This window comes from Mesorhizobium sp. B2-4-17, assembly GCF_006441275.1.
Classification (GTDB): Bacteria; Pseudomonadota; Alphaproteobacteria; order Rhizobiales; family Rhizobiaceae; genus Mesorhizobium.
On the sequence record NZ_VFUX01000015.1, the window covers coordinates 1 to 22,340 of the forward strand.

Genomic DNA, 22,340 nt, shown 5'->3' on the forward strand with positions numbered 1-22,340 from the left:
TATCCGACTTCGAAATCGTTGCGTCTATGGCCTTTCCGAAGGTCAGATTCGGGCCGAAGCGTCAGCAGCAATTCAGTCCCGGTTGCGGTGTCATGAGCCCTGACTAGAAGCAGGTGGCGTCCGGCGGGGAGATCGATGGGAGCACCATTCTCGATCACCGCGACAACGATCCAATTGTGCCCGCGCCGCGATGCTATGATGTCGCCTGCTCGCATGTCGTGGGTCATCGCCTTGTCCAGTCGATTTCATGGTAGGGGCGCTCGATAGGAGTGATATCCGTAGAGGAAGGGCCGACGCCCCTGCCCGCAATTTTCGCCAGCAGCCGATACATCTCTTTGGCCTGATCCTCGTTCAGACTGTGCGCCCCGAACTCCTCCATCTTGTGTTGGAACATCCTGAAGCGTTGCTGCTCCGTCGGATCGAGCTCACTCAAGTCCAGGGTTGAGAGATCGGCGCGTCGTGGTGCAACGCGGTCAAGGCCGAGCGCTTCGAAGGTGCGGCGCAAGGAGTTGAGCGTCGTTTGAAAGGCTATCAAGTCGGCGTAGTTGATTGTGTCGGCTTCCGCGAAGGCAAGCTGCGCCTTTTCCAAGATAATCGTCGTGGTTGCAGCGTTCTGGATCAGGCTGAGCTGCGACTGGCTGACCTTGCCGGGGCCGCCGAGGTCGGCAACGTGGGCTGCCATCAAGTCATGCAAGCGCCGCGCCCATCGCGACCGCCCATCGATGCCGGGCAGGATTTCCTTGCCGTTGGTGACGCGGGTCCTTGATGATCGGTGGCGGCGCGGCGTGGGATGATTATCGTCCATTGGCGAAGTGCTAGCTTTCTATGAACGAAGTACTCGCTTCCCCGTAGCTATCCTATGACTATCGGTTAGCTATCGCCGGGCTTGTTTTGCTTCAATTCAACTGATAAAGCTAACTGTATATTAGCTGCTGTGATGCGTAAAGCTGAACATTTACAGCGCGTTATGGTGCCACACGCTTTAGTAATAATGAAAATCGACCTGTGACGCGGCTTTTCGGCGCTGGTGCCGGAGGGCGCTGCCGCTATGCATGCGGCGCGAGGCTGCGCGCATAAAAATAGGGGCTACCGCTCGGAATTCTTCATCGCCTGAGTTTTTCGCGTGTGTTCCCCTGTTCCAGAAGCGAATGCGGATCAATAATCCCAGCAGCGCAAAAACACTGCAAAAGCTATATGTACACTTATAGGGTTTGCAGTGTTTTCCCGGGCTCGGGACTACCGCGCCTGCTCCTGCCACTCATCGCTGAATTCAAGCGCCCTTTGGCGCGACGAGGCCCACACGGTTCCCGGCGTCACGCCTTGCACGTACACGGGCACCGCTCCGAGCAGCTTCTTGAAATCTCCATCGCCCCGTTTCTTGAAGTCATCGATGGTGTTGTCTACCGCGCGAACACTCACGCCAAAGCGCTGCGCCAGCCACTTCCGCTTCTGGATTGGGAGCACATTGCCAAGCTCATTGTACCATTTTCTTAATCGGCTGCCGGGGCCTCCACCACCGCCTCTTTCGCCTGTCCGCCCGACAACCTCTTTATATGGCGCCAGCTCATCAACAATGATGCCCGGCAACGGCACCTCAGACAGAATGCAAATGAACGCGCTTGGGCCAGGTCTCAGCCATTGCGCGGACTGGCTGGCCAAGTCACCGCTGTAACCCCGGAAGACCAGCCGAAGCCGATCAATTGCTTGAACGCTTTCTGCCTCGGTGAACTGCCGACGTATTGCTTCAGCCAGCGGATCGATATGCCGGACGGCATGGATGCCCTGCCTATCTTCATAATCAGCTAAATCGTAGCCAATCAGGGCTTCCGTGTAGTGTCCCGGGCACGACAGAGCTTCCATTCCGTCATAAGCCAAGGCTTTGGCATATCGCTCCGCCTCCGCCGCCCTGATCTGCATGCGAGCAGCAATCAGAACCCAATCGCGATCCTTGTATTTGTCGATGCCCCGCAGGTTGCCGAAGTAGATGACATCAACTCCCTCGGGAAGCATCCGCTGCAAGCCAAGTTCCAGTGATTCCTTCGTCGCGACGACAAGACCGCGCGGCCCACGCTTATCCGTCATTTCGCGCGCGGCGTGCGCCACCTCCTCGCGATATTTGTCGGTCGCTGTGTTTCCGATCTTTCCCATCGCGCCACTGTTGCCGGTGGTCTGCATGACATACGCGTTGCGTTCGGCTTCTATCGTGACCGCTTCGATGCCAGGGAAGCTGTACGCCATCAACCGAACGTCGCCGGTTGCGTCGAGCATCAGGACTGGCAAATCCTGCCGAAGCAGCTTCACCTTCGGTCGGTGCTGCAGGAATACCAGCTTGGTCGTATGAGCCGGAGATTTATCGGTCGCCGCAACCTTCACTTCCGGCGCGTAGGTGAAGGATCGTGTGTCGTCCGCTCGCCCTGCTTTCATCTCGTTTTTGAGATTTCGCAGCATGCGTATGGTGGTTGCTTTGCTGCGCTCCTTCTTGAAGGCCGCGGCATTTTTGGTCAGCTTTGCGCTGTCGATACCCGGATAGGCGACATTGCTCCTCGCCGCCTTGTCGGATTCCTCCATCGCGACTTGCTCGTCACGCAGGTCTTGCCACGTGATGCCCATAGCAATGAGCGTCTGGATCGGGTCGGCTATTGGATCGGCTGTGAGGGCTGCATGGAGGCGCGTCAGATGCTTGCTGTGCAGCATGTCATCGAATGCAATGCCGCCGCCCATGCTGGTCAGCTTGCTGAGGATGGATTCGTCGATAATGAGTAGGTCGGCTTTGCCGGACAGTTCCTCGTCAAGCGTCACCATTGCCATGTCATGGGTCATGAAAACGAGGTCTGCGCTTTCATCGGCCTGCGCGTAGTAGCGGCAACCGTTTTCGTAGTGCTCACACAGATGAAGCGCTTTGGTTTCCTCATCGTACCTCTTGCAAAGCGAGCTTTGGATGTAAAGGCCGGCGCTGGCGGCGGTCTCAACGTCGCGCGGCTTGAGGCAGGGCGTGTTATCAGGGTCTTTTGCCAGCCCGTGTGTACGGCCACGTATCACAATACTGCGCCCGCCCATTGCCCTGTACTTAAGGGCCAGTTCCTCGCATAGCTCGATCGTCGGGCAGAGGTAAAAGACACGGCGCTTCACGTCGCCTCGGGCCGTGCTGACCCTGAACAGGTCGGCGAGCAATTCGAGCAGCATCGTGCTCTTGCCAAGCCCAGCAGCGCCCGCCACGAGAAGCCGTGGAACTGTGGCTTCAGTCGAAGGCCCTTCGGCTAGGAATGCGTCCATCTGCTCGACAGGATTCCAGAAAGGCAGAGTTTTCAGATAGCCACTCAACTCGCGTCGCAACGTCTCGGTCGCCGCATAGGGCGTCATTGGATCGGAGCGCCGGTCGGGCGCAATCCCTGGAACAAGACCGCGCTTCCCTTTGCCGGCCCGGATTTTTGTCTCTTTCCGGAGCGCGTAGGCGATCTTGCGACGCAAGAATGCCTGAAGCTGACTCTCGTCACTTAGCTGCCATTTGCCCTTATGCGTGGCGCTGAGGTCAACTTGCTCCCGGACCCATGCCGTTGCATGGCCAAGCAGCTTTCCATCATCAGTTCCTTCTGGATGGGCGGTAATCGTCGCTGCTACGACAAGCGTGATGAAGTTGTCGCGATCATCGCGCACAAGTCCATCTGAATCGTAGCTGAATTTGAGAGCGCCAACCGGGCGGAGCTTCGAAAAATTCATTAGCCGGCTTCAGTATTTACTGGTTATTTTGGAGCGGCTATATTGTGGGGGAGTTGGTCCAAGGTCGATCCGCACGACACCTTGGCTCCTTCTTGCTTCAGTGCCAAATTTATAACGCCGGTCCTGCTCAAACAGGTCCGGCTTTTTTGGCGCTCAAGCGTAGTCGCGCGTCGAACGATACTCGGCTCGCTCTTTGAGCCAATCGCGAAGTCTGTCGCGGCGATAGCGGATGTTCCGCTGCCCGATGCGAATGAATGGCGGCCCATAGCCGCGCGTGCGGCCGATCTCAAGCCACTGCACACTGACGCCCAGAAGCTTTGCTGTTTGGGCCGTATTCAAAAGATCCTCGTCATCACCAGCCACGGCGGCGACAAGATCTTCTGCTCGTTTATCGAGATGCAGGTTTACTTCCATTGGGCATCCTTTCGCCAAGGACGCGAGGGGCACAAAACAAAAAGCCCTCGCGCGCATGTTGCACACGAGAGCCTGTCGTTTGGATGGGTCGTATATACGGGAACGACCCCGAAGGCCCTATGCCACCTCAGCAGGTAGCCTACGGACACCGCTACAATAGGGGCGCAAAATAAAACCCACAAGCAGAACCTTTACTCACGCCATCGCCACGACGTTTTCTTCATCGATCGGGATGATGCCACATAGCTGTTTTAGGCTGTCCGCAACTTTTTGAGCGGGCGCGCGGAGGCGTTCAACCCTCATCTGGACATAGCCTTCGGTCACGTCCTTTCCGAGTGAGTGATTGACCAGTGCCTTCAGTGCCATAGGGCTGATCTCAGTCTCCTCTGCCACGGTGATGAACGTGCGGCGTAGATCGTGCACGGAGACGGTGACGCCGCAGGCTTTTCCGACAGCATCAAGCGGAAACTTCGGCTCAGCGATGTACCCGGTTTTCTTGCCGTGGGATGGGAAGACGAAGCCGCTTGGTTCCTTGCCGACGCTTCGGCGCGCGACAAGAAGATTTCGAACGAAGTCCGTCATGGGCAGGTCGAGCTTCCGCTTTGCCTTGGTATTGGCAGCTGGAATCCGGATCAGCTTGAGATCGAAATCGACATGCTCCCACTTGAGCATGGCCGCTTCGCGCCGCCGCAGGCCGGTGAACAGGACGAAGAGAATATAGTCCCTCGCAATGGGGTTGGGCAGCGCGATAACTGCGTTGTGAAAGTCGGACAGCTTGGCAGCTTCGACAATTCGTTCGCGCCGTTTTTCTTCAAACCACAGCTTCTTTAACAGCACCGGGTTTTCGGGCAGGGTCTTGTCTTGGTGGCGAGCATCATTCCATAGCAGCTTGAGCGTTCGCATAACGGCGTTGGCACTGGTCTCGCCTTTTCGTCCGGGGCGCGACGCAGCGACTTCGCTAGCAATCTCCGCATGGCGTTTTTCGACTGCTTCCCGCGTGATGAAGGTAAGCGGCTTGTCCAGCCACTTTGCCAAGTGCCGCTCGATCATTGTCTTATAGTTGGCTTGGGTATTTTCGCTGAGGCTTGCCTTGTACCTTTTGATATAAGTGTCGAGAGCGGATTGCAGCGTGACTGACCGAACTTTCGGATCCCGACCTTTGCGCAGTTCAACGAGCGCGTCGGCAGCTTCTTCACGGGCCTTTGCCAGAGTCATCTCGTTCGCAGCTGCGACGGTAACGCGGCGCGTCCGTCCGTCAGGGAGCGTGCGCTGGACCACGTATGTTTTTGTGTTGGTGACGCCCGAGCACAAGACGCCGAAGCCCTTTAGATCTGCATCCCAATGCAGCACTTGTTTGCCACTCGGATCGGGTGCCGCCAAACGATCGATAACCCGTTCCGTAAGCTTGATACGCGACATGACATTCTCCCTGGTTGGACCTCCGGGTCGATTTGCAAATAAGGAAAACCACCTTATTTGCACTACCCTAGGTTGTTTTACAATCAGGGAAAGTTATATGGACCTCGCCACAAAAGCTAGTGAAATCAACGTAGTTGATCGGATGTCCGCCTTATTTCTAAAACACGTTATTCGTGTGTGGAGCTAATTCGTAATGATGGGGTCAGGTGTTCGAGTCACCTAAGCGGCACCAAAACTCACCTTGGCTGATCGCCTCGCCGGATTTGTACCGCAACGGAAAAGACTCCAGCCTGCGCCTTCTGCCCAAGAGACCGAGTTTTCCAACCTCATCGACGACGACACTCGCGCACCGGACCGCGCGGACCTGTCCGCTGAGGAGCGCATAGCCATCGAGCCGCGAAGAGCCGCGAAGAGCCGCGAAGAGCCGCGAATACATGCCCGGCTCCTTTGCGGCGGCAATGGCTCGATTAGCGACCACTCAAAATCCGTCGGCTCAAACCGGCGACGCATCAAAAGGCTGCCCGCCGGAGCCATGAATCACCATTTGCTCATCTGGCAAGCGGTTTTATGAGTTTACGGCCCAGACCACGCCTTGTAGATTGAACACATGGCGCTCCGACGTATGGACAACATAGGCATCGTCGTCGATGACCTCGAAGAGACGATTGCTTTCTTTCTCGAGCTCGGCCTTGAGCTCGAAGGGCGGGCCACGATCGAAGGAGAATGGTCCGGACGTGTCACTGGGCTGAGCGATCAGCACGTCGAGGTTGCCATGATGCGCACGCCGGACGGCCACGGCCGGCTTGAGCTCTCCCGCTTCCTCACGCCGCCTGCCGTCGCGGATCATCGCAACGCCCCGGTCAACGCTCTCGGCTACCTCCGCGTCATGTTCGCCGTGGATGACATCGACGACACGCTTGAACGGCTCCGCAAACGCGGCGCGCAGCTCGTAGGCGAAGTCGTCCAGTACAAAGACGTCTATCGGCTCTGCTACATTCGTGGGCCCGAAGGGCTTCTCATCGGACTCGCCCAAGAACTCAACTGAGCGCGATACGACGACAGGGCCTGCGAGCGGGGCCGGCTACCCCCTGAGGATCAGGATCGAGCGCGAAGGATCGCGACGCCCCGCCACGCATATCCGCCATTGTCGAGACTCATGTTTGATGTGAAACTCCCGGCGTCAGCATGGAGGCCCAAAATGTCCAACACTTTCAAGACCGGAGACGTCGTCAGGCTGAAGTCGGGAGGTCCGAAGATGACGGTCAGCGACGGCGCGGCTTCCGGCACGTATATGTGCCATTGGTTCAACCGTGAGGGCGATGTCTGGACCCCGCAACATGCGGGCTTCAAATCGGACCAGCTGGTGGCCGCCGACCAATCCACATAATCCCAGCCCGACCGCCACCAACAATAGTGGCCTTGCCTGGCGTGGATTCAGATCGCGTCGGGCGCCGTGTTACGGCGACCGTTCCAACACCGACCGCCACTGCCGACAAATCGGAACAGGCGGCACAGGCGACCGACGGATTTCTCTCGCCGCGGCGTTTAACGCTTGAAGCGTGACCATGGCACGGGCCGTGGCCGACGCCCCAACCGGAGACGCCAGAGCATGATACGCCGTTCGATCCTTGCCGCTGCCTTGAGCCTGTCGACCGTGGCAGCTTTTGCCCAGACGGCGACGCAGCCCCCTGCTCCCGCTCCTGCCATACCGCCGGCTGTCGCGCCCAAGGCCAAGTCCGACCTTACGCTGGCCAAGTTCCAGAAGCGGCGGGAGAAGGCGATCATGGCCGCCGACACGGATGGTGACGGCAAGATCAGCCTGCTGGAGTGGGAGGCCTTCCAGGCCAAGCGCAACATCAAGGGCGACCCCGCCAAATCCTTCTCGCGCATCGATTCGAACCATGACGGGTTCATCGATCGCGCCGAGCTCGACGCGTTCTTCGCCAAGCGCTTCGCCAGACTGGACAAGAATGGCGACGGCGTCCTCAAGGCCGACGAGATGCCAGGCCACAAATCCGCTCCCAAGCCGGAGCAATGACCAAGAGGCCATGACGCGTGATGAACATCGGGAGTACGCCGGCAGATGAGCCCCGATCCGGACGAGGAGTTGGTCCGTCGGGTCGGGGCCGGCGATCCCGCGGCGGTGCGGACGCTTGTCGCGCGCAAGCTGCCGCGCATCCTGTCGCTGGCCGCCCGCATGCTGGGCGACACGGCGGAGGCCGAGGATGTCGCCCAGGAAACCTTCGTGCGGATCTGGCGTCATGCCTCGAGCTGGCGGCGCGGCGGTGCGCGCTTCGATACCTGGATCCACCGGGTGACGCTCAACCTTTGCTACGACCGGCTGCGCCGGCGCCGCGAATGGGTGACCGACGATTTGCCGGACGTGGCGGATCCGGCCCCGCTTCCCGATTCCCGGGAAGAGACGCATCGGGTCGAGCACGCCTTGCAGGCGATCGCGCCACGCCAGCGCGAAGCGATTATCCTGGTCTACTATCAGGAGATGTCCAATATCGAGGCGGCCGCGACCCTGGAGATCAGCATCGATGCCCTGGAGAGCCTGCTTTCGCGCGGCCGGCGGGCCCTACAGACGATTCTGGCCAAGGATAGCGTCCATGACTGACAAAGGCGCGACCATGGATGCCGAACATTCATCGCGCTTTGCGGGCGTCCGGTGGGGGCGGGTCGCTGTCGTTTCCAACCCGCGTGAGCACGCGGCGCCAAGGGGCAAGGGGAAAGCAAATGACTGAAGACATCGAAGACGGCCCGGCAATGGATGCCAAGCGCTTCGCGGCGCTGGCCGAAGCCTATGGCGGCGATTTGCGTCGCTGGCCGGAAGCGGAGCGCGAAGCCGCCGCGGCCTTTGCTCCAAGCGAGGCGGGCCAAGCCATTTCGCGACATGCCGGCACACTCGACACCCTGCTCGACAGCTACAGCGTCCAGCCCCCCGGCAAGGCGCTGCACGGCAGCATCCTGCGCGTCGCCGACCGGCACCTCGTCCAGCGGCGGCGTCAGCGGTTCTGGTGGCTGGGCTTGGGACTTACCGGCATCGGCCTGGCCGGTGCGGTGGCCGGATTGGCCCTGGTGACCGTCGTCACACCCGAAGCCCAGCCCGACCACTACGTGCTCGACGCCAATGCGACGGCCTTCGGCGATGCGGGCGCGGATGCCGACAATGGCGAGGAAAATCTATGAGTACGCGTTGGGTCCGCCGCCTTGTCATCGTCTCGGTTGTGCTGAACGTCTTTCTTGCAGGCGCATTTATCAGCGGTGCGGCGTGGCTGAGAAATGCCAGGGCAGGCGCGGGCTACTCGCTGGAAACGGCCGGCGGAAGGCTTCCGGAACAGGACCGCAAGGCATTCCGCAAGGCGCTGCGCCAGGTCCGCATGGAATCCCGCCAGGTCATTCTGGACGGTCAGCAGGCCAGGCAGGAGGCTGCCGACCTGTTGCAGCAGCCCGTCGTGAATACGGCGGCTTTGTCCGCCGCCCTGGAGCGGGCGCGCAACGCCGACTTGACGGTACGTACGCGACTTGAACAGGCCATCGTCGATTTTGCGGCGAATACATCGCCGCAAAATCGAAGCCTCCTGGCGACAGCGCTGCTGCGCCACGTGCAACGGGCGGCCAGCGCGCCAAAAAAATCGCCATGAAGACCGACGGAAAAAGCCTCCGGCGCCGTTTAACGAATTGAAGGGTCAAGCCTGTCCGGCCGCTTGTTGCGGGCCGGACATCTTCAACTCGAAGCACTCGGAGTTCAATGATGAACCGTCTGATAAAATATGCCGCCGCCGCCGGCCTTGCCGTTAGCGGGACATTCGCTACCGCCGCCACCTCCAACGCCATGCCGATCGTATCCGTCACCCAACCGGGGACGCCCGCACTGGTAGAGCGTGTCCGCTGGGGCTGCGGGATCGGCTGGCACCCGAACCGCTGGGGCCGTTGCGTTCCGAACCGTGTCGTGGTGCGGCCGCACTATGTGCATGGCCCATTCTACGTCTGGCACCCGCATCGCCACTGGCATCGCTGGCACCGCTGGTAGGCGGTTCTGGGCCAGGCGCAAATGCCTGGCCCCCTCCACCGGTGACGCCGGATGGGTTTGACCGGAGCCCGCATGGCCACATGCGCTCCGAAAAATGGAGGGTTCAGCTTGGCTGTTCCGGGCCCAGAAACCACGCAAGACGAGATCCTGGTTGCGTTCAATCGTTTTGGACTGGGCGCGCGACCGGGAGGCCGTGACAAACTTGCCGGCGATCCCCGCGCCGCCTTGAGGGCTGAACTCAAGGCGCCCGACATTGCCCTGATATCGCTCGACGATCCTGCCCATGCGGGACTGAAGGGAAGCACCTCAGCCATCCAGGCCAGCATGGCGGCAACGATGCAGCGCAAGCTCGAGCGCAATCTCATGGCAGAGCGGACGGCCAAAGCCGATGCATCGCAGATGACCGATGCATCGCAGATGCCACCAGCACAGCCCTCCGCAAAGCCGGCGGTGCCGAGGGTCGAGGCTGAACTGTTCCGGGCCGAGGCCAAGGCGCGACTCGACAAAGCTCTGCAAGCCGAGGTCGGCTTCGTCGAACGTCTTGTCTATTTCTGGTCTAACCATTTCTGTGTCTCGGCGGCAAAGGGGCCGATCGTGCGGGCCAGCGCCGGCGCCTTCGAGCGGGAAGCGATCCGTCCCTTCGTGCTCGGCCGTTTCGCCGATATGCTGATGGCGGTCGAGCGGCATCCGGCGATGCTGTTCTATCTCGACAACCAGCAGTCGATCGGCCCGGACTCCCGCGCCGGCAGGAAGCGCCAGCGCGGTCTCAACGAGAACCTCGCCCGCGAAATCCTGGAACTGCACACGCTGGGTGTCGGCAGCGGTTACACGCAAGCCGATGTCACCAGCTTCGCCCGCATCCTGACCGGCTGGATGATGGCCGGACGGGAAGGACGGCTTGGCGAGCCCGGCAGTTCGGTCTTCAACGCCAACGCACATGAGCCTGGCGACGCGGTGCTGTTGGGCAAGACCTATCCGGCCGCCGGCATGGGCCAGGCCGAGGCCGCGCTCAGCGACATCGCCCGCCATCCGGCGACGGCGCAGCACATCGCCACCAACCTCGCCCGACACTTCATATCGGACGAGCCGCCACCGGCGGCGGTCGCGCGTCTCGCCAAGGTGTTCACCAGGAGCGATGGCAATCTCAGGGCATTGGCGGCGACGCTCATCGACATGCCCGAGGCGTGGTCGATGCCCTTGACCAAGATGCGTTCGCCCTTCGACTACGTCGCCGCTATCCGCAGAGCAGCCGGCCCCGGTCCGGCGAACGCTCCCGGCCAGTCGCTCAGATGGCTGAGCGCGCTGGGCGAGCCGCTCTGGCAGCCGCCGGGACCGAACGGCTTCTCCGACCAGACAGACAGCTGGGCGTCGGCCGAAGGCATGAAGATCCGCCTCGACATCGCCTGGCAGGCGGCCGGCCAGGTCAACAACATCGGCAATCCCAACGACATGCTCGACGCCATCATCGGGCCCTCCGCCTCGCCGGAGACGCGGCAAGCGGTCGCCCGCGCCGAATCCAGGCAACAGGGCCTGGCGCTGCTGCTGATGGCGCCCGAATTCCAGCGACGATAGCGCCAGCGCGGACAACTCCCATGGAGACAAAGTCATGAGCCTGCTGTGTGAAACACCTCATCCTTCCCGCCGCGCCGTGCTGATGACCGGCGGCGCGCTGTTCGCCTGGGCCTATCTGCCCCGCTTCGCCCGTGCCGCCGACAACCGCGACCCGCGCCTGATCGTCATCGTGCTGCGCGGCGCGCTCGACGGCCTGTCGGCCGTCGGCCCGGTCGGCGATCCAGACTATGCCGGCCTGCACGGCGACATCGCGCTGTCGCTCACCGGCCCGCACGCGGCGCTGCCGCTCGATGGTTTCTTCGCGGTCAATCCGGCGATGCCGGTGTTCGCGCGGCTGTTCAGGGATAAGCAGGCTGCGGTGGTGCATGCGGCCGCGACAGGCTACCGCGAACGCTCGCATTTCGACGGGCAGGATGTGCTGGAAAGCGGCTATGCCGGTCCAGGCCATGTCGCCACCGGATGGCTCAACCGGGCGCTCGAGAGCCTGCCGGCCGGCGACCGCGTCGCGACGCTCGGCGGGTTGGCCGTCGGGCCTTCGACACCGCTGGTGATCCGCGGTGCGGCTCCGGTGCTCGGTTGGGCGCCGCAATCCTTGCCGGCTCCGGCCCATGACCTAGCGGCACGGGTGCTCGACCTCTATCAGCATCGCGATCCCGCGCTGGCGGTGGCCTTGCAAAAAGGTCTTGATGCCGACCGCATGGCGCTCGACGACCAGATGGGTGCCAAGGCGATAAACCCGAAGGGCGGCCTCGACAGCGCCGCCGGCATGCGGCAGGCCGCACAAGGTGCCGCCAAGCTGATCGCGGCCGATGACGGACCGCGGGTCGCCGCCCTGGCCTTCGACGGCTGGGACACGCATGTCAATGAGGGCGGCGCGACCGGCCGGCTTGCCACCTTGCTCGGTGGCCTCGACGGCGCGTTCGAGGAATTCGAGAAGGGGCTTGGCGAGCGCTGGAAGGACACTGCGATCGTCGCCATCACCGAGTTCGGGCGCACGGCGCAGATTAACGGCACGGTCGGCACCGATCACGGCACCGGCACGGTGGTGCTGCTCGCGGGCGGCGCGATCAAGGGCGGTCGCGTCATCGCCGACTGGCCGGGATTGAAGCCGGCTCAGCTCTATGAGCAACGCGATCTTGCACCGACTAGCGATGTCAGAGAGGTCCTGAAGGGCCTGCTCGCCGACCAATTCGGTCTTTCCGCCGCCTTGCTTTCTGACAAGGTGTTTCCGGAGTCGTCGGCAGTGAAGCCAATGCGGGATCTCGTTACGTGATCGCTGCATAAAATCCCGCTCCGTTCCCGGAGCGGTTCGCAGCATGGCCGATCACATTTTCGTCAACGATCGGCGTCGAGCGACGCCGCGATCCCGCGCGGCGTAGTCTCGCGTCACTGGCGGTCAGGCGGCCTCGACGTCGACGATAGGTATATCTTCTCCACGCACCATTTTGGTCACGCCGGCGAAGTCGAGCTTGCCGGAGCCGAGTACCGGCACTTTCTGGACCACGCGCACCTCGGCGGGCACCATCAGGTCCATGGCGCCATTCGCCTTGGCGAAGTTCAGGAACTCGGCGCGCGTGGCGCCGGGAGCCTCGGTGATGAGAATGAGCTTCTCGCCCTTTCGTGCATCCGGCACGGAAGTGACCGCCGACAGCGAGCCTTTCCACAATTCACCCGCCAGCGCCTCCACGGCGGCGAGCGAGATCATCTCGCCGCCGATTTTGGCGAAACGCTTGGCGCGGCCGCGAATGGTGATGAAGCCCCCCTCGTCGATGGAGACGACGTCGCCGGTATCATGCCAGCCGTCCGGGAGAGGTTCGAGCACGCCCGGCTTCTCGGCGCGCAGATAGCCCGCCATGACGTTTGGTCCACGTACATAGAGCCGCCCGCCATCGTCGACTCCAGGCACCGGATCAAGACGATACTCCATACCAGGCATGATTTTGCCGACGGTGCCGGAACGGTTGTACATCGGCGTGTTGATGGAGATCACCGGCGCGGTCTCGGTAACGCCATAGCCTTCGAGAATACGCACGCCGAACTTTTCCATATAGGTCATGCGCGTCGACGCCTTGACCGGTTCTGCGCCGGCAAAGCAATAGCGTATCGAACGGAAATCGTACGGGTGCGCGGTGCGGGCATAGCCGCTGAGGAACGTATCGGTGCCGAAGATGATCGTTGCGTTCGATGCGTAAATCAGTTCCGGCACGATGCGGTAGTGCAGCGGCGACGGATAGAAAAAGATCGGCACGCCCGAGATCAGCGGCAGCACCGTGCCGGCCGTCATGCCGAAGGAATGGAAGATCGGCAGGACGTTGAACACCTTGTCGCCCGAGTGGAAATCGATACGGGATGCGGCCTGCGCGGCATTGGCCAGGATGTTGCGGTGGGTGAGCACCACGCCCTTTGGCGTGCCTTCCGACCCGGAGGTGAACAGGATCACCGCCGGGTCGGTGGCCTTGCGGGCAACGCGCGGCGTGCTCTTGCGCAAAAGGCCGAGCAGTTTTTCCTTGAGGCCGATGGTGGCGCGCAGGTCATCCAGCCAGACAATGTCGACCGACCGGCCCATCTCCTCGACCACGGCGCCAAGCTTGGCCTGTTCGACGAAGGCACGCGAGGTCAGCACGGTGCGCACCTCGGCCGCCTTGCAGGCCGACAGGATGTTGGCCGCACCGGCGGTGAAGTTGATCATCGCCGCCACCTTGCCCGCCGAAATCACGCCAAGCAGCGTGGCGCAAGAGCCGTTGGCGTTGGGCAGCATGATGCCGAGCGTCCGCTGGCCGGCATAGAGCGTCTCGAATTTCTCGCCAAGCACGGCCGCCGCCGTCAGCAGCTTGCCATAGCTCAGCGAGCCGGTGACGGGGTCCTGCACGGCGAGCCGTTTCATGCCGCGTTCGTTCGCCGTCAAAATGATCTTTTCCAGCACCGTCCTGTCGATATCCTGGGTACGAAAGACGAGATCCGACATGACCTGATAAAGTGCCGCACCGGCCGCGGCGCGGCGCTGGCGGCCTTTCAGTTCCGGCGGCACTTCAAGCTTGACCGGCTCCAGTATGGTTACCTTGACCTTCGGGAACAGGCGACGGCGCACGTGCTGCGACGTCAGCCGCGAGAACGGGCTTTTCTCCAGCCCTTCAATGCGGATCGGCACCACCATCGAGCCGGTCTTATCGGCCACCATGGCGGCGCCGTCATAGACCTTCATCAAGCTGCCGGTGACGGTGATACGGCCTTCGGGGAAGATGACCAGCGGATCGCCATTCTGCACGATCTTGATCAGCGTGCGGGTCGACATCGGCTTGGCCGGATTGAGCGGCAGCGCGCGGGTCAGTTTCAGGAAAGGCTTCATCCACCAGGCCTGCGCGATGGTGTAGTCGATGGCGAAGACCGGTTCTTCATCCGTCAGCGTCAACGCCAACGGGCCATCGAGGAAGCTGACATGGTTGAGCGCCAGGATGGGTGCCTTGCCGGCCGCCTTGAGGTTTTCCATCCCCTCGATCTCCAGGCGGTGGAAGGCGCGGAAGAGGATGGAGACGAAGTCGCGAAACGGATTCGTCGGCAAGAATTTCAGCATCAGCCAGGCAGCGACCGCGTTGGCCGCGACGAGGCCGAACAGAATGCCTCCAGTGGAAACGCCCGCGGCCTGGATCGCGGCGACCAGTATGCCGCCCACAGTCATGAAGCCGGCATTGACGATGCTGACGGCGGCGACGACGCGGGCGCGGCGCGCCTCGGGCGCCCAGGCTTGCACGGCGGCGAAGGTCGGCACCACGAGAAAGGCTGCTGAGATGGCCATGCCGGCGAGGTCGATGGCGACATGGATAGTGTTTGGCCCGGCGAAGAACAGGGCAAGTGTCTCGGCCCTCGGCGACGGCTGCATGCTCCAGATGACCCGGGCCAGATCGAGGCCGAACAGTGCAAGCAGCGCCGTGCCGACCGGGGCCGGCAAGAGCACGACACGTCCCTGCGACATCCATGCGGCAATGGCCGAACCGATAGCGATCGAGACGGCGAACACGGCGAGGTAGGCGGTGACGGCGATTTCTCCGCCGCCGAGCGAATCCTTGACCAGCGTCGGCAGGATCGAAAGGATGATGGATCCGATCAGCCAGAACCAGGAGGTCATCAGGCCGGCGCGCCAGATGCGTGTATCGGTGCGCAATTCGCTGACCTGGCGCCAGGTCGAGCGAAAGATGTTCCTGTCGATGACAAGGCTGGGAGCAGCCGAACCCGTCGAAGGGATGTAGCGGCTGACGAACCAGCAGCCGACTGACAGGATCATCATGATCGGCCCGAAGATCCAGACGCCGATGCCATCGGCCGAGACGACGCCGCCGGCGATGGTGCCGCCGAGGATGGCGGCGAAGGTCGCCGACTCGATCCAGGCATTGGCGCGTGGCAATTCCTTGCGCTCGAGATGATCCGGTAGGATGCCATACTTGATCGGTCCGAACAGCGCCGAGATGATGCCGAACATGAGCAATGCCGTCATCAGCACCGGGATCGACGACAGCGCGATGCCAATGACGGCGACTGCAGCGGCGGCGGTCTCCGCGAATTTCAGCCGGCGGGCGATCAGGGCCTTGTCGAACCGGTCGGCGATCTCGCCGCCCAGGGCCGACAGGAGCAGGAAAGGAGCCATGAAGACGGCCCCGGCGAGCGTGACCAGCGAGGCCGCCTGGTCGGCGGCCAAGGTGAAGAGAATCAGAAACACCAGCGTGTTCTTGAGGAAATTGTCGTTGAACGCGGACAGGAACTGCGTCCAGAACAGAGGCGCGAAGCGCCGCGACAACATGAGATGAGTGTTCATGGCGATGTCCATTTGGCGGAACCCGGTGGCTGTTCGCCAGAGGGCCCTGCGGGTTGCAGGCGCTGTTTCGATCCCAGCAATATCAGTGAGCTGGTTAAACTTCCTTGCTGCGCTCAATTCACATCCGTGGCTTTCGGCCCCCGGCATTTGACCGGGCCGTTGATTGGCCGGCATATATACGAGGCTGCTTCCACATTTCGACCTCCCTGAGATGAACGATGTTCACGATCGGACTCTACCATATCATGAACATTGTTCAAGGGGAAAGTGAACGACGTTCAAAATCGTTCAGTGAGGCCCGATGGCGGATTGTGGATTGGAGAATCCCGGCTACCCGGAGAACTGGAAGCGCAGCCAAGGCTTAAGCCTTGGCGCGCTGCGCACATCGGTGCAGAGCCGTACGGCACTGTTGGCACGCCTCAATCGACGGGATTTTGATCCAACGTCGCCACCGTCTTCAGTGCGCCGTCGAGCATGTCGCCTTTTTCGTCCTTCAAGGCGGCCTCACGCAAAAGGCGGATCCAGTCGGCGGCGTCGGTACGGCCCTCGAGCATGTCGAGCGCCGACAGCACGCGGTCGAATTTCGACTGGGCGCGGAGATGGGTGTCGCTGTAGCCCTTGATCAGCCGGCGGCAGTTGAGGATTTCGACGGCCAGTGCGTAGTCGGCCTGCACGTAGCCAATCGCCAGCGTGTACCAGCGTTCAAGATGCGCGGTCTCGACCTTGTGGCGCAGCAGCCGGCGGCGCCAGCGGCGCAGGCCGCCGATGAACCACAGCGCGGCAAAGCCGGCAAAGCTGTCGGTGCGGATGCGCCGGCCAAGATTGATGCGACGGTCGAGGAAGACGGCGAGTTTCGGCCGGTTCTCGATGTAGCTGCCCAGCCCCGCCGGCAGTGTGCCGCAGAACTCCTCGATGCGGGGATGGAAATATTCGGTCACCTGCAGGATCGAGCCGCCCTTGACGCCGACCTCGCGGCGCACACGCCTGTCACGCGTCGAGCGTGTTTTCAGGTCGGCGACGCGGATCATGTCGTCGTAGCACATTGCATTGGCCAGATGCTTGGCGGCGGCGATGGACAGCGCGTGGGCATGGTCGGCGCTGTCCAGCGCGACGGCCTTGTCCAGCCGGTCAAGATACTCGCCACCATAGGCGATGTCCTGATAGTCGACGACCTTCCTGAGTCCCCTGAGCGCCATGTCGCGCACCGCCAGGGGCTTCAGGTCGATACGGGCGGCGAGCGCCTGCCAGCCCTGCAGCAGGTTTCGCGGGCCACTGACCCGCCCAGCCCCCAAGGCGGATTCGACAATCGCCGGCTCAGCCGGCTTTGGCGCCGGCGCCGCCGTGCCGCGCGCACGATCAAAGGCGACACCGAAGGCGGCGAGGCTCGCCTTGACGCCGCGACCACCGGCACCGATCGCCTGTTCATAGCTTTCGCGCGCGAACGGCAGCGCGTCGGATCCGGCCAGCGCGCCAAGCAGGCTGGCCGAGATCATCGAGCCGTTGTCGGCGGCGATCTCTTCCATGTCGAAGGCGATGAAGCGTTTGGACGCGGCCTCGGCCGTCGCGTGCACCTTGGACGAAGAAGCCCGGCCGTCGCCCGGCTCGATCTTTTCCGATACGGCTGCGATGCGGTGCGACGAGGCGATCAGCGTCGTGCGCTCGGGCGTGACGAAGCCCCTGATGATGGCGCGGCCGGCTTCCATCAGTTCGGCGGCGATCAGGATGTCGACATCGCCCTGCGAAGGCGACAGCGCGAACACCGGCAGCCGGCCAGTGTCGCGAGCCATTTCGATATAATAGATCGTGGCGCCGGTGCGCTGGGCGACGCCGGCGACCGAAGTCGATTGCGCGACGTAGCCATTGCGTTCGGCAACGTCGGTGATCCAGTCGGCCAGCACGCCGCCGCCCTGCCCGCCAACCGCCAGCACGGCCAGCTTGATGACGCGTTCGTCTTCGGTGGCGCCCGCCTTCGGGCGCAGGGGTGGGGCCTGGTCAAGCATCGGCGAAGGTCAGGCGCCGGCTTTCGCGGCGGCGCTGCAACAGATTGATCGCGGCACGGCGCGCGGATTCCACGAACCGGTCCCAGCGGCTGGGGTTGTGCACGACATCAGCGCGGTAGAAGGATGGGCACAGCACCGCGGCGTCCGCGACCTCGCCGCAATTGCCGCAGCCGACGCAGTTCTGGTCGATGCTGGCGACCGGATCGTCGCGCAGCGGATCATCGAGCGACTTCACCGACAGCGACGGGCAACCGGACAGCCGCATGCAGGCATGGTCGCCGGTGCAGATGTCCTCGTCGACGCCGAACTTCGGCTTCACCACGCGCTCGCCGCCCTTGATCGCCTTGTCGACCAGCGGCTTTTCGCGGCGCTGCCGATTGAGCATGCATTCGGAGGAAGCGACGATGACCTTCGGCCCCTTCTCCTCCGTCGTCAGCGCTTCGCGCAACGTGTCCTGCATCTTGCCGACATCGTAGGTGCGGTCGACATGGCGCAGCCATTTGACGCCCATCCCCTTCACCGCCTCGGTGATCGGATGCTTGGTCGACTTGGTCTTGTTGCCGGCGCGCGATGACAGAATGTCCTGCCCGCCGGTCGCGGCGGAATAGAAATTGTCGACGATGACGATCACGCCGTCATTCTTGTTGAAGACCGCATTGCCGATCGAGGAGGTCAGGCCGTTGTGCCAGAAGCCGCCGTCGCCGACGAAGGAGATCGAGCGGCGCTTGGCATCGGGCGAATTGAACGCCGAGGCCGAGGCCGGCCCCAGCCCATAGCCCATGGTGGTGGCGCCGAGTTCAAAGGGCGGCATGATCGAGAACAAATGGCAGCCGATGTCGGAGGCGATGTGATGCTTGCCGAGTTCCTGCTCGACCAGCTTGGTGGCGGCAAAGATCGGCCGCTCCGGGCAGCCGATGCAGAAGCCCGGCGGACGACCCGGCACGACGTTGATCAGATCAGCGGTGTCGACCCCCTCGCCGACCTTGTTGGGCGCACGCACCTCACCCGGCAGCAAATGCGGCGCCTCGGCGCGCAGGAAGGCGCCGATGCCGTCGAGCATGACCTGGCCGGTATACTCGCCGGCCATCGGCAGATGCTCCTTGCCGACCAGCCTGGTGCCGCGCTCGGCCTTATGCAGCATCGCGGCAAACGCCTGTTCGATGTAGTTGGGCTGGCCTTCCTCGACGACCAGCACGGCCTGCTTGCCTTCGCAGAAGGACAGGAACTCATCGTCGATCAGCGGATAGACTGCATTGAGCACATAGAGCGGCACGTCCGTCTCGCCATAGGTATCCGCGAGGCCGAAACGCTGCAGGGCGCGGACGACGGAATTATACATGCCGCCCTGCATGACGATGCCGACCGAACCATGATCCGAGCCGAAGAATTCGTTGATCTTGTTCTTGGCGATGAACTCCACCGCCGCCGGCCAGCGCTTCGCCACCTTCTCCTTCTCGTGCAGGAACGAGGCGGGCGGCAGAACGATGCGGCCCGTGTCGCGGCGCGGTGCCGAAAGCGCATCGGCCACGCTCATCGGCGGGCGCTTGTTGTCCTTGGCGATGAAATGGCCATGGACATGGCAGCAGCGGATGCGCACCTGCAGCATGACCGGCGTGTTGGAGACCTCGGACAGTTCGAAGCCGTCTTCCACCGCCTTGACGATCGACGGCAGGTTGGGACGCGGGTCGAGCAGCCAGACCTGGCTCTTCATGGCGAAGGCGTGGCTGCGTTCCTGCATGATCGAGGAGCCCTCGCCATAGTCCTCGCCGACGATGATCAGCGCGCCGCCGGTGACGCCGCCGGAGGCGAGGTTGGCGAGCGCGTCGGAGGCGACATTGGTGCCGACCGTCGACTTGAAGGTCGCGGCACCCCGGATCGGATAATGTACGGATGCTGCCAGCATGGCGGTGGCGGTCGCTTCCGACGCACTGGCCTCGAAATGCACGCCGAGCTCGCCCAGAATGTCCTGCGCATCGGCCAGCACGTCCATCAGATGGCTGATCGGCGCGCCCTGGTAGCCGCCGACATAGCCGACGCCGCATTGCAGCAGCGCCTTGGTGATGGCGAGGATGCCCTCGCCAGCGAATTCCTCGCCGGCGCCGAGCCTGAGTTTTTCGACTTCCTTGGCAAAAGACCGTTCGGCCATCTCTGCCTCCTTCCGTTGCCGCCGACAGCCGGCGGCGCGTAATCTAGAGTCCCTGTTTATGCATGTCGTTTCCCCAAAACCGGGTCCACTTTTGGGCGACATGCATCAGATGTCGTGCTTGCGAATGTTCTTCAGCATCTTCTGCAGCGTCGCGATCAGTGCTGCGTATTCGGCATCGTCGACATCGTCGAACATCGCCTCGAACGCGTCATGCATGGCCGGCCAGGCGCGGGTAAACTCGGCCCGGCCTTCGTCGGTCAGGAACACGTGGCGGATACGGCTGTCGGCGACCCCCTGCTCGCGCCGTACGAACCCCTGGCCCTCCAGCGTGTCGAGCGTGCGGCTCAAGGTCGATTGCTCGATGACGGTGTAGACCGAGAGGTCGTTGACGGTGACGCCGTCGGCCACCGACAGCACCGCAAGCGTGCGCACCTGCGAAATGGTCAGGCCCTGCTTGCGGAAATCGTCGCGCAAAGTGGCGTTGTAGCGGCCCATGATGCGGTTCATGAGATAGGGCGCGAATTGCTGCAGGCCGATCTGACCGAGGGTCGAAATGCGCTGGCGCTTTTCGCCAAGCTTCTGTTCCATCACAGCCTCCCCGCCAGGAGAAAGCCGGAGCCGCCGCCAAGGCCGGCACCCGGATGGGTCGAGGCGCCGATATGGTAGAGATCCTTGATGCCGGTCTGGTGGTTGCGGCTGGTCTTGAACGGCCGCCACAGGAACGACTGGTCGATGGTCGAGGAACCGCCATAAGGGTCGCCGCCGACCAGATTGATGTTCATCGCTTCGAGATCGGCCGGCGAATAGGCACGGCGCGCGATGATGCTGTCCCTGAAGCCGTCAATATGGCTGGCGAGAAACACCTCGGCGCGATCGGCATAGGCCTCGCGCAACTCGGTCGTCCACTGCCCGTCGGCCGGCGCCTGCAGTTTGCCGGCGGCATCGCCCTTGATATGGCGTGGCGCCTCGGGCAGCTGCAGCCACAGGATCGCCTTGCCCTCCGGGCAACGTGACGGGTCGAGCGCGTGCGGCTGGCCGACACAGATGGTCGGCACCTCGGGCAGCATGCCGCGCGCCGCTTCGTTGCAGGCTTTCGAGACGCCATCCAGCCCGGGTGTCAGATGCAGCAGCGCCACCTTGTCCAGCCCTTCGCCGCGCCACGCCGGCGGCTTGTCGAGGGCGTAATGGATCTGGAAATTGCCTTTGCCGTAGCGGTATTTCTTCGTCGCCTCGGTATCGGCTTTGGGAGCATCCGTGCCGAGCAGGCGGCCATAGAGCTGCGTCGGCGTGACCGAGCAGATGACGCTCTTTTTCGCATGGACCGTCTCGCCCGAGGCCAGCCGCACGCCGGTGGCGCGGCCGCCGGCCAGGATGATGGAGGCAACGTCGGATTCTGTGGAAATGACGCCGCCGCGCTCGATGATAAGCGCCTCGAAAGCCGACAGCAGGTTCTTCGCCCCACCTTTGACGATCGGCGCGCCTGCCGCCTCCAGCGCGAAGGCGATTACCTTGGCGATCTGACCGGAAAAGGCATCTTCCGGGCCGAGCCCGGCATGCAGCACCCAGGGCGCCCAGAACGCACGGATGGTTTCGGACCGGTAAGTGCTTTCCAGCCAGCCGCGCGCCGGCACCAGGGCCTCACCAAGGAAGGCGGCAAGGCCGCGCGGACCGCGCCGCCAGGCGTCGCCCGCCAGCAGCTTTGCCGTCGGATAGGACCACAAGCTGCCGCCGAGCAGGCCAAACAACAGGCCGGCATTGCGCTCGATGCCGCCGACATCCTCGGCATGCCGGTCGCCATCACCCGAAGCTATTGCGTTGAGTGCTGCGACATTGGCGGCGCGGTCGGTGCTGAGCACCGCATGACTGCCGTCCGGCCGTAGCACGCCGGTCGGCGTGGCGGTGTGGCAGAACTCCAGACCGTGCCGCGCAAGGTCGGCGCCAAGCGCTGCGAAAGCCGGCGAGGTGATGAACAGCACGAAGGTCGTCGCCATCACATCGTGGGTGAAGCCGGGCGCGGTGATCTCCTCGGTGCGCATGCAGCCGCCGATGCGGTCGTTGCGTTCCAGCACGAGCACCTTCGCCCCCTTGCCGCCAAGCATCGCCGCGCACACCAGCGCGTTGATGCCACTGCCGACGATGATGTGATCGGGGGAGGTCATCGACGGTTCTCTGGGGAGCGGGATTTAGGAGGGCAAGGTAGCGTTCCTTCGCGCCCCCCTCTGTCCTGCC

General features: G+C 62.8%; 19 protein-coding genes. 9 read left to right on the forward strand and 10 right to left on the reverse strand.

All coding sequences use genetic code 11. The features are described 5' to 3' along the window. The 5 genes from FJ548_RS30150 to FJ548_RS13600 all read right to left on the reverse strand — a co-directional run. Window positions 1-227: hypothetical protein (locus FJ548_RS30150; RefSeq protein WP_210242664.1), on the reverse strand; the 227-nt coding region annotated here is incomplete at its 3' end. Next, entirely contained in the window at window positions 224-805 is a 582-nt protein-coding gene (locus FJ548_RS13585) for a hypothetical protein (protein WP_140778093.1), read from the reverse strand. The genes FJ548_RS13585 and FJ548_RS30150, both read right to left, overlap by 4 nt. Before the next feature lie 431 nt (window positions 806-1,236). After that, entirely contained in the window at window positions 1,237-3,717 is a 2,481-nt protein-coding gene (locus FJ548_RS13590; RefSeq protein ID WP_140778094.1) for a hypothetical protein, read from the reverse strand. A 153-nt stretch (window positions 3,718-3,870) separates the two neighbouring features. Continuing rightward, window positions 3,871-4,131: a helix-turn-helix domain-containing protein gene (locus FJ548_RS13595; RefSeq protein ID WP_210242666.1), complete on the reverse strand. Its 261-nt coding sequence runs from the start codon at window positions 4,129-4,131 to the stop codon at window positions 3,871-3,873. Between the two features lie 195 nt (window positions 4,132-4,326). Next, window positions 4,327-5,550: an integrase family protein gene (locus FJ548_RS13600; protein WP_140778095.1), complete on the reverse strand. Its 1,224-nt coding sequence runs from the start codon at window positions 5,548-5,550 to the stop codon at window positions 4,327-4,329. Between the two features lie 607 nt (window positions 5,551-6,157). Here FJ548_RS13600 and FJ548_RS13605 point away from each other — a divergent pair. From FJ548_RS13605 to FJ548_RS13645, 9 genes are all read left to right on the forward strand, one after another. After that, window positions 6,158-6,595: a VOC family protein gene (locus FJ548_RS13605; RefSeq protein WP_140613249.1), complete on the forward strand. Its 438-nt coding sequence runs from the start codon at window positions 6,158-6,160 to the stop codon at window positions 6,593-6,595. Between the two features lie 153 nt (window positions 6,596-6,748). Then, complete coding sequence (locus FJ548_RS13610; protein ID WP_140613248.1) at window positions 6,749-6,937, forward strand: DUF2158 domain-containing protein; 189 nt, start codon at window positions 6,749-6,751, stop codon at window positions 6,935-6,937. Between the two features lie 222 nt (window positions 6,938-7,159). Further along, window positions 7,160-7,588: an acid-shock protein gene (locus FJ548_RS13615; protein WP_140765112.1), complete on the forward strand. Its 429-nt coding sequence runs from the start codon at window positions 7,160-7,162 to the stop codon at window positions 7,586-7,588. 45 nt (window positions 7,589-7,633) lie between these two features. Then, window positions 7,634-8,170: an RNA polymerase sigma factor gene (locus tag FJ548_RS13620; RefSeq protein WP_140778096.1), complete on the forward strand. Its 537-nt coding sequence runs from the start codon at window positions 7,634-7,636 to the stop codon at window positions 8,168-8,170. Between the two features lie 119 nt (window positions 8,171-8,289). Continuing rightward, on the forward strand, window positions 8,290-8,742 hold the full coding sequence (locus FJ548_RS13625) for a hypothetical protein (protein WP_140613351.1): 453 nt from the start codon (window positions 8,290-8,292) through the stop codon (window positions 8,740-8,742). After that, complete coding sequence (locus FJ548_RS13630; protein ID WP_140765116.1) at window positions 8,739-9,197, forward strand: periplasmic heavy metal sensor; 459 nt, start codon at window positions 8,739-8,741, stop codon at window positions 9,195-9,197. The genes FJ548_RS13625 and FJ548_RS13630 overlap by 4 nt, the downstream gene beginning before the upstream one ends. Window positions 9,198-9,307: 110 nt before the next feature. After that, entirely contained in the window at window positions 9,308-9,586 is a 279-nt protein-coding gene (locus FJ548_RS13635) for a hypothetical protein (protein WP_140691227.1), read from the forward strand. A gap of 72 nt (window positions 9,587-9,658) precedes the next feature. Beyond that, window positions 9,659-11,158 carry a DUF1800 family protein gene (locus tag FJ548_RS13640; RefSeq protein WP_140778097.1) on the forward strand — a complete coding sequence of 500 codons (1,500 nt, stop codon included), beginning with the start codon at window positions 9,659-9,661 and terminating at the stop codon, window positions 11,156-11,158. Window positions 11,159-11,192: 34 nt separating this feature from the next. After that, entirely contained in the window at window positions 11,193-12,431 is a 1,239-nt protein-coding gene (locus tag FJ548_RS13645) for a DUF1501 domain-containing protein (protein ID WP_140778098.1), read from the forward strand. A gap of 123 nt (window positions 12,432-12,554) precedes the next feature. On the opposite strand, the gene FJ548_RS13650 is transcribed toward FJ548_RS13645, so the two are convergent. From FJ548_RS13650 to FJ548_RS13670, 5 genes are all read right to left on the reverse strand, one after another. Next, window positions 12,555-15,965 (reverse strand): acyl-[ACP]--phospholipid O-acyltransferase, encoded by a 3,411-nt coding sequence (locus FJ548_RS13650; RefSeq protein WP_140778099.1) that lies wholly within the window; start codon window positions 15,963-15,965, stop codon window positions 12,555-12,557. Window positions 15,966-16,384: 419 nt separating this feature from the next. Further along, a complete protein-coding gene (locus FJ548_RS13655; protein ID WP_140778100.1) occupies window positions 16,385-17,965 on the reverse strand; it encodes an indolepyruvate oxidoreductase subunit beta family protein in 1,581 nt (526 codons plus the stop codon). Further along, window positions 17,958-20,111, reverse strand: a complete 2,154-nt coding sequence (locus FJ548_RS13660; protein WP_140778101.1) for an indolepyruvate ferredoxin oxidoreductase subunit alpha — start codon at window positions 20,109-20,111, stop codon at window positions 17,958-17,960. The genes FJ548_RS13655 and FJ548_RS13660 overlap by 8 nt, the downstream gene beginning before the upstream one ends. 105 nt (window positions 20,112-20,216) lie before the next feature. Then, window positions 20,217-20,699, reverse strand: a complete 483-nt coding sequence (locus FJ548_RS13665; RefSeq protein WP_140778102.1) for a MarR family transcriptional regulator — start codon at window positions 20,697-20,699, stop codon at window positions 20,217-20,219. Continuing rightward, the gene (locus FJ548_RS13670; RefSeq protein ID WP_140778103.1) at window positions 20,699-22,270 is read right to left on the reverse strand and encodes an NAD(P)/FAD-dependent oxidoreductase; all 1,572 of its coding nucleotides are present in this window, start codon (window positions 22,268-22,270) and stop codon (window positions 20,699-20,701) included. Before FJ548_RS13670 ends, FJ548_RS13665 begins: the two co-directional genes overlap by 1 nt. Window positions 22,271-22,340 lie beyond the last annotated feature (70 nt).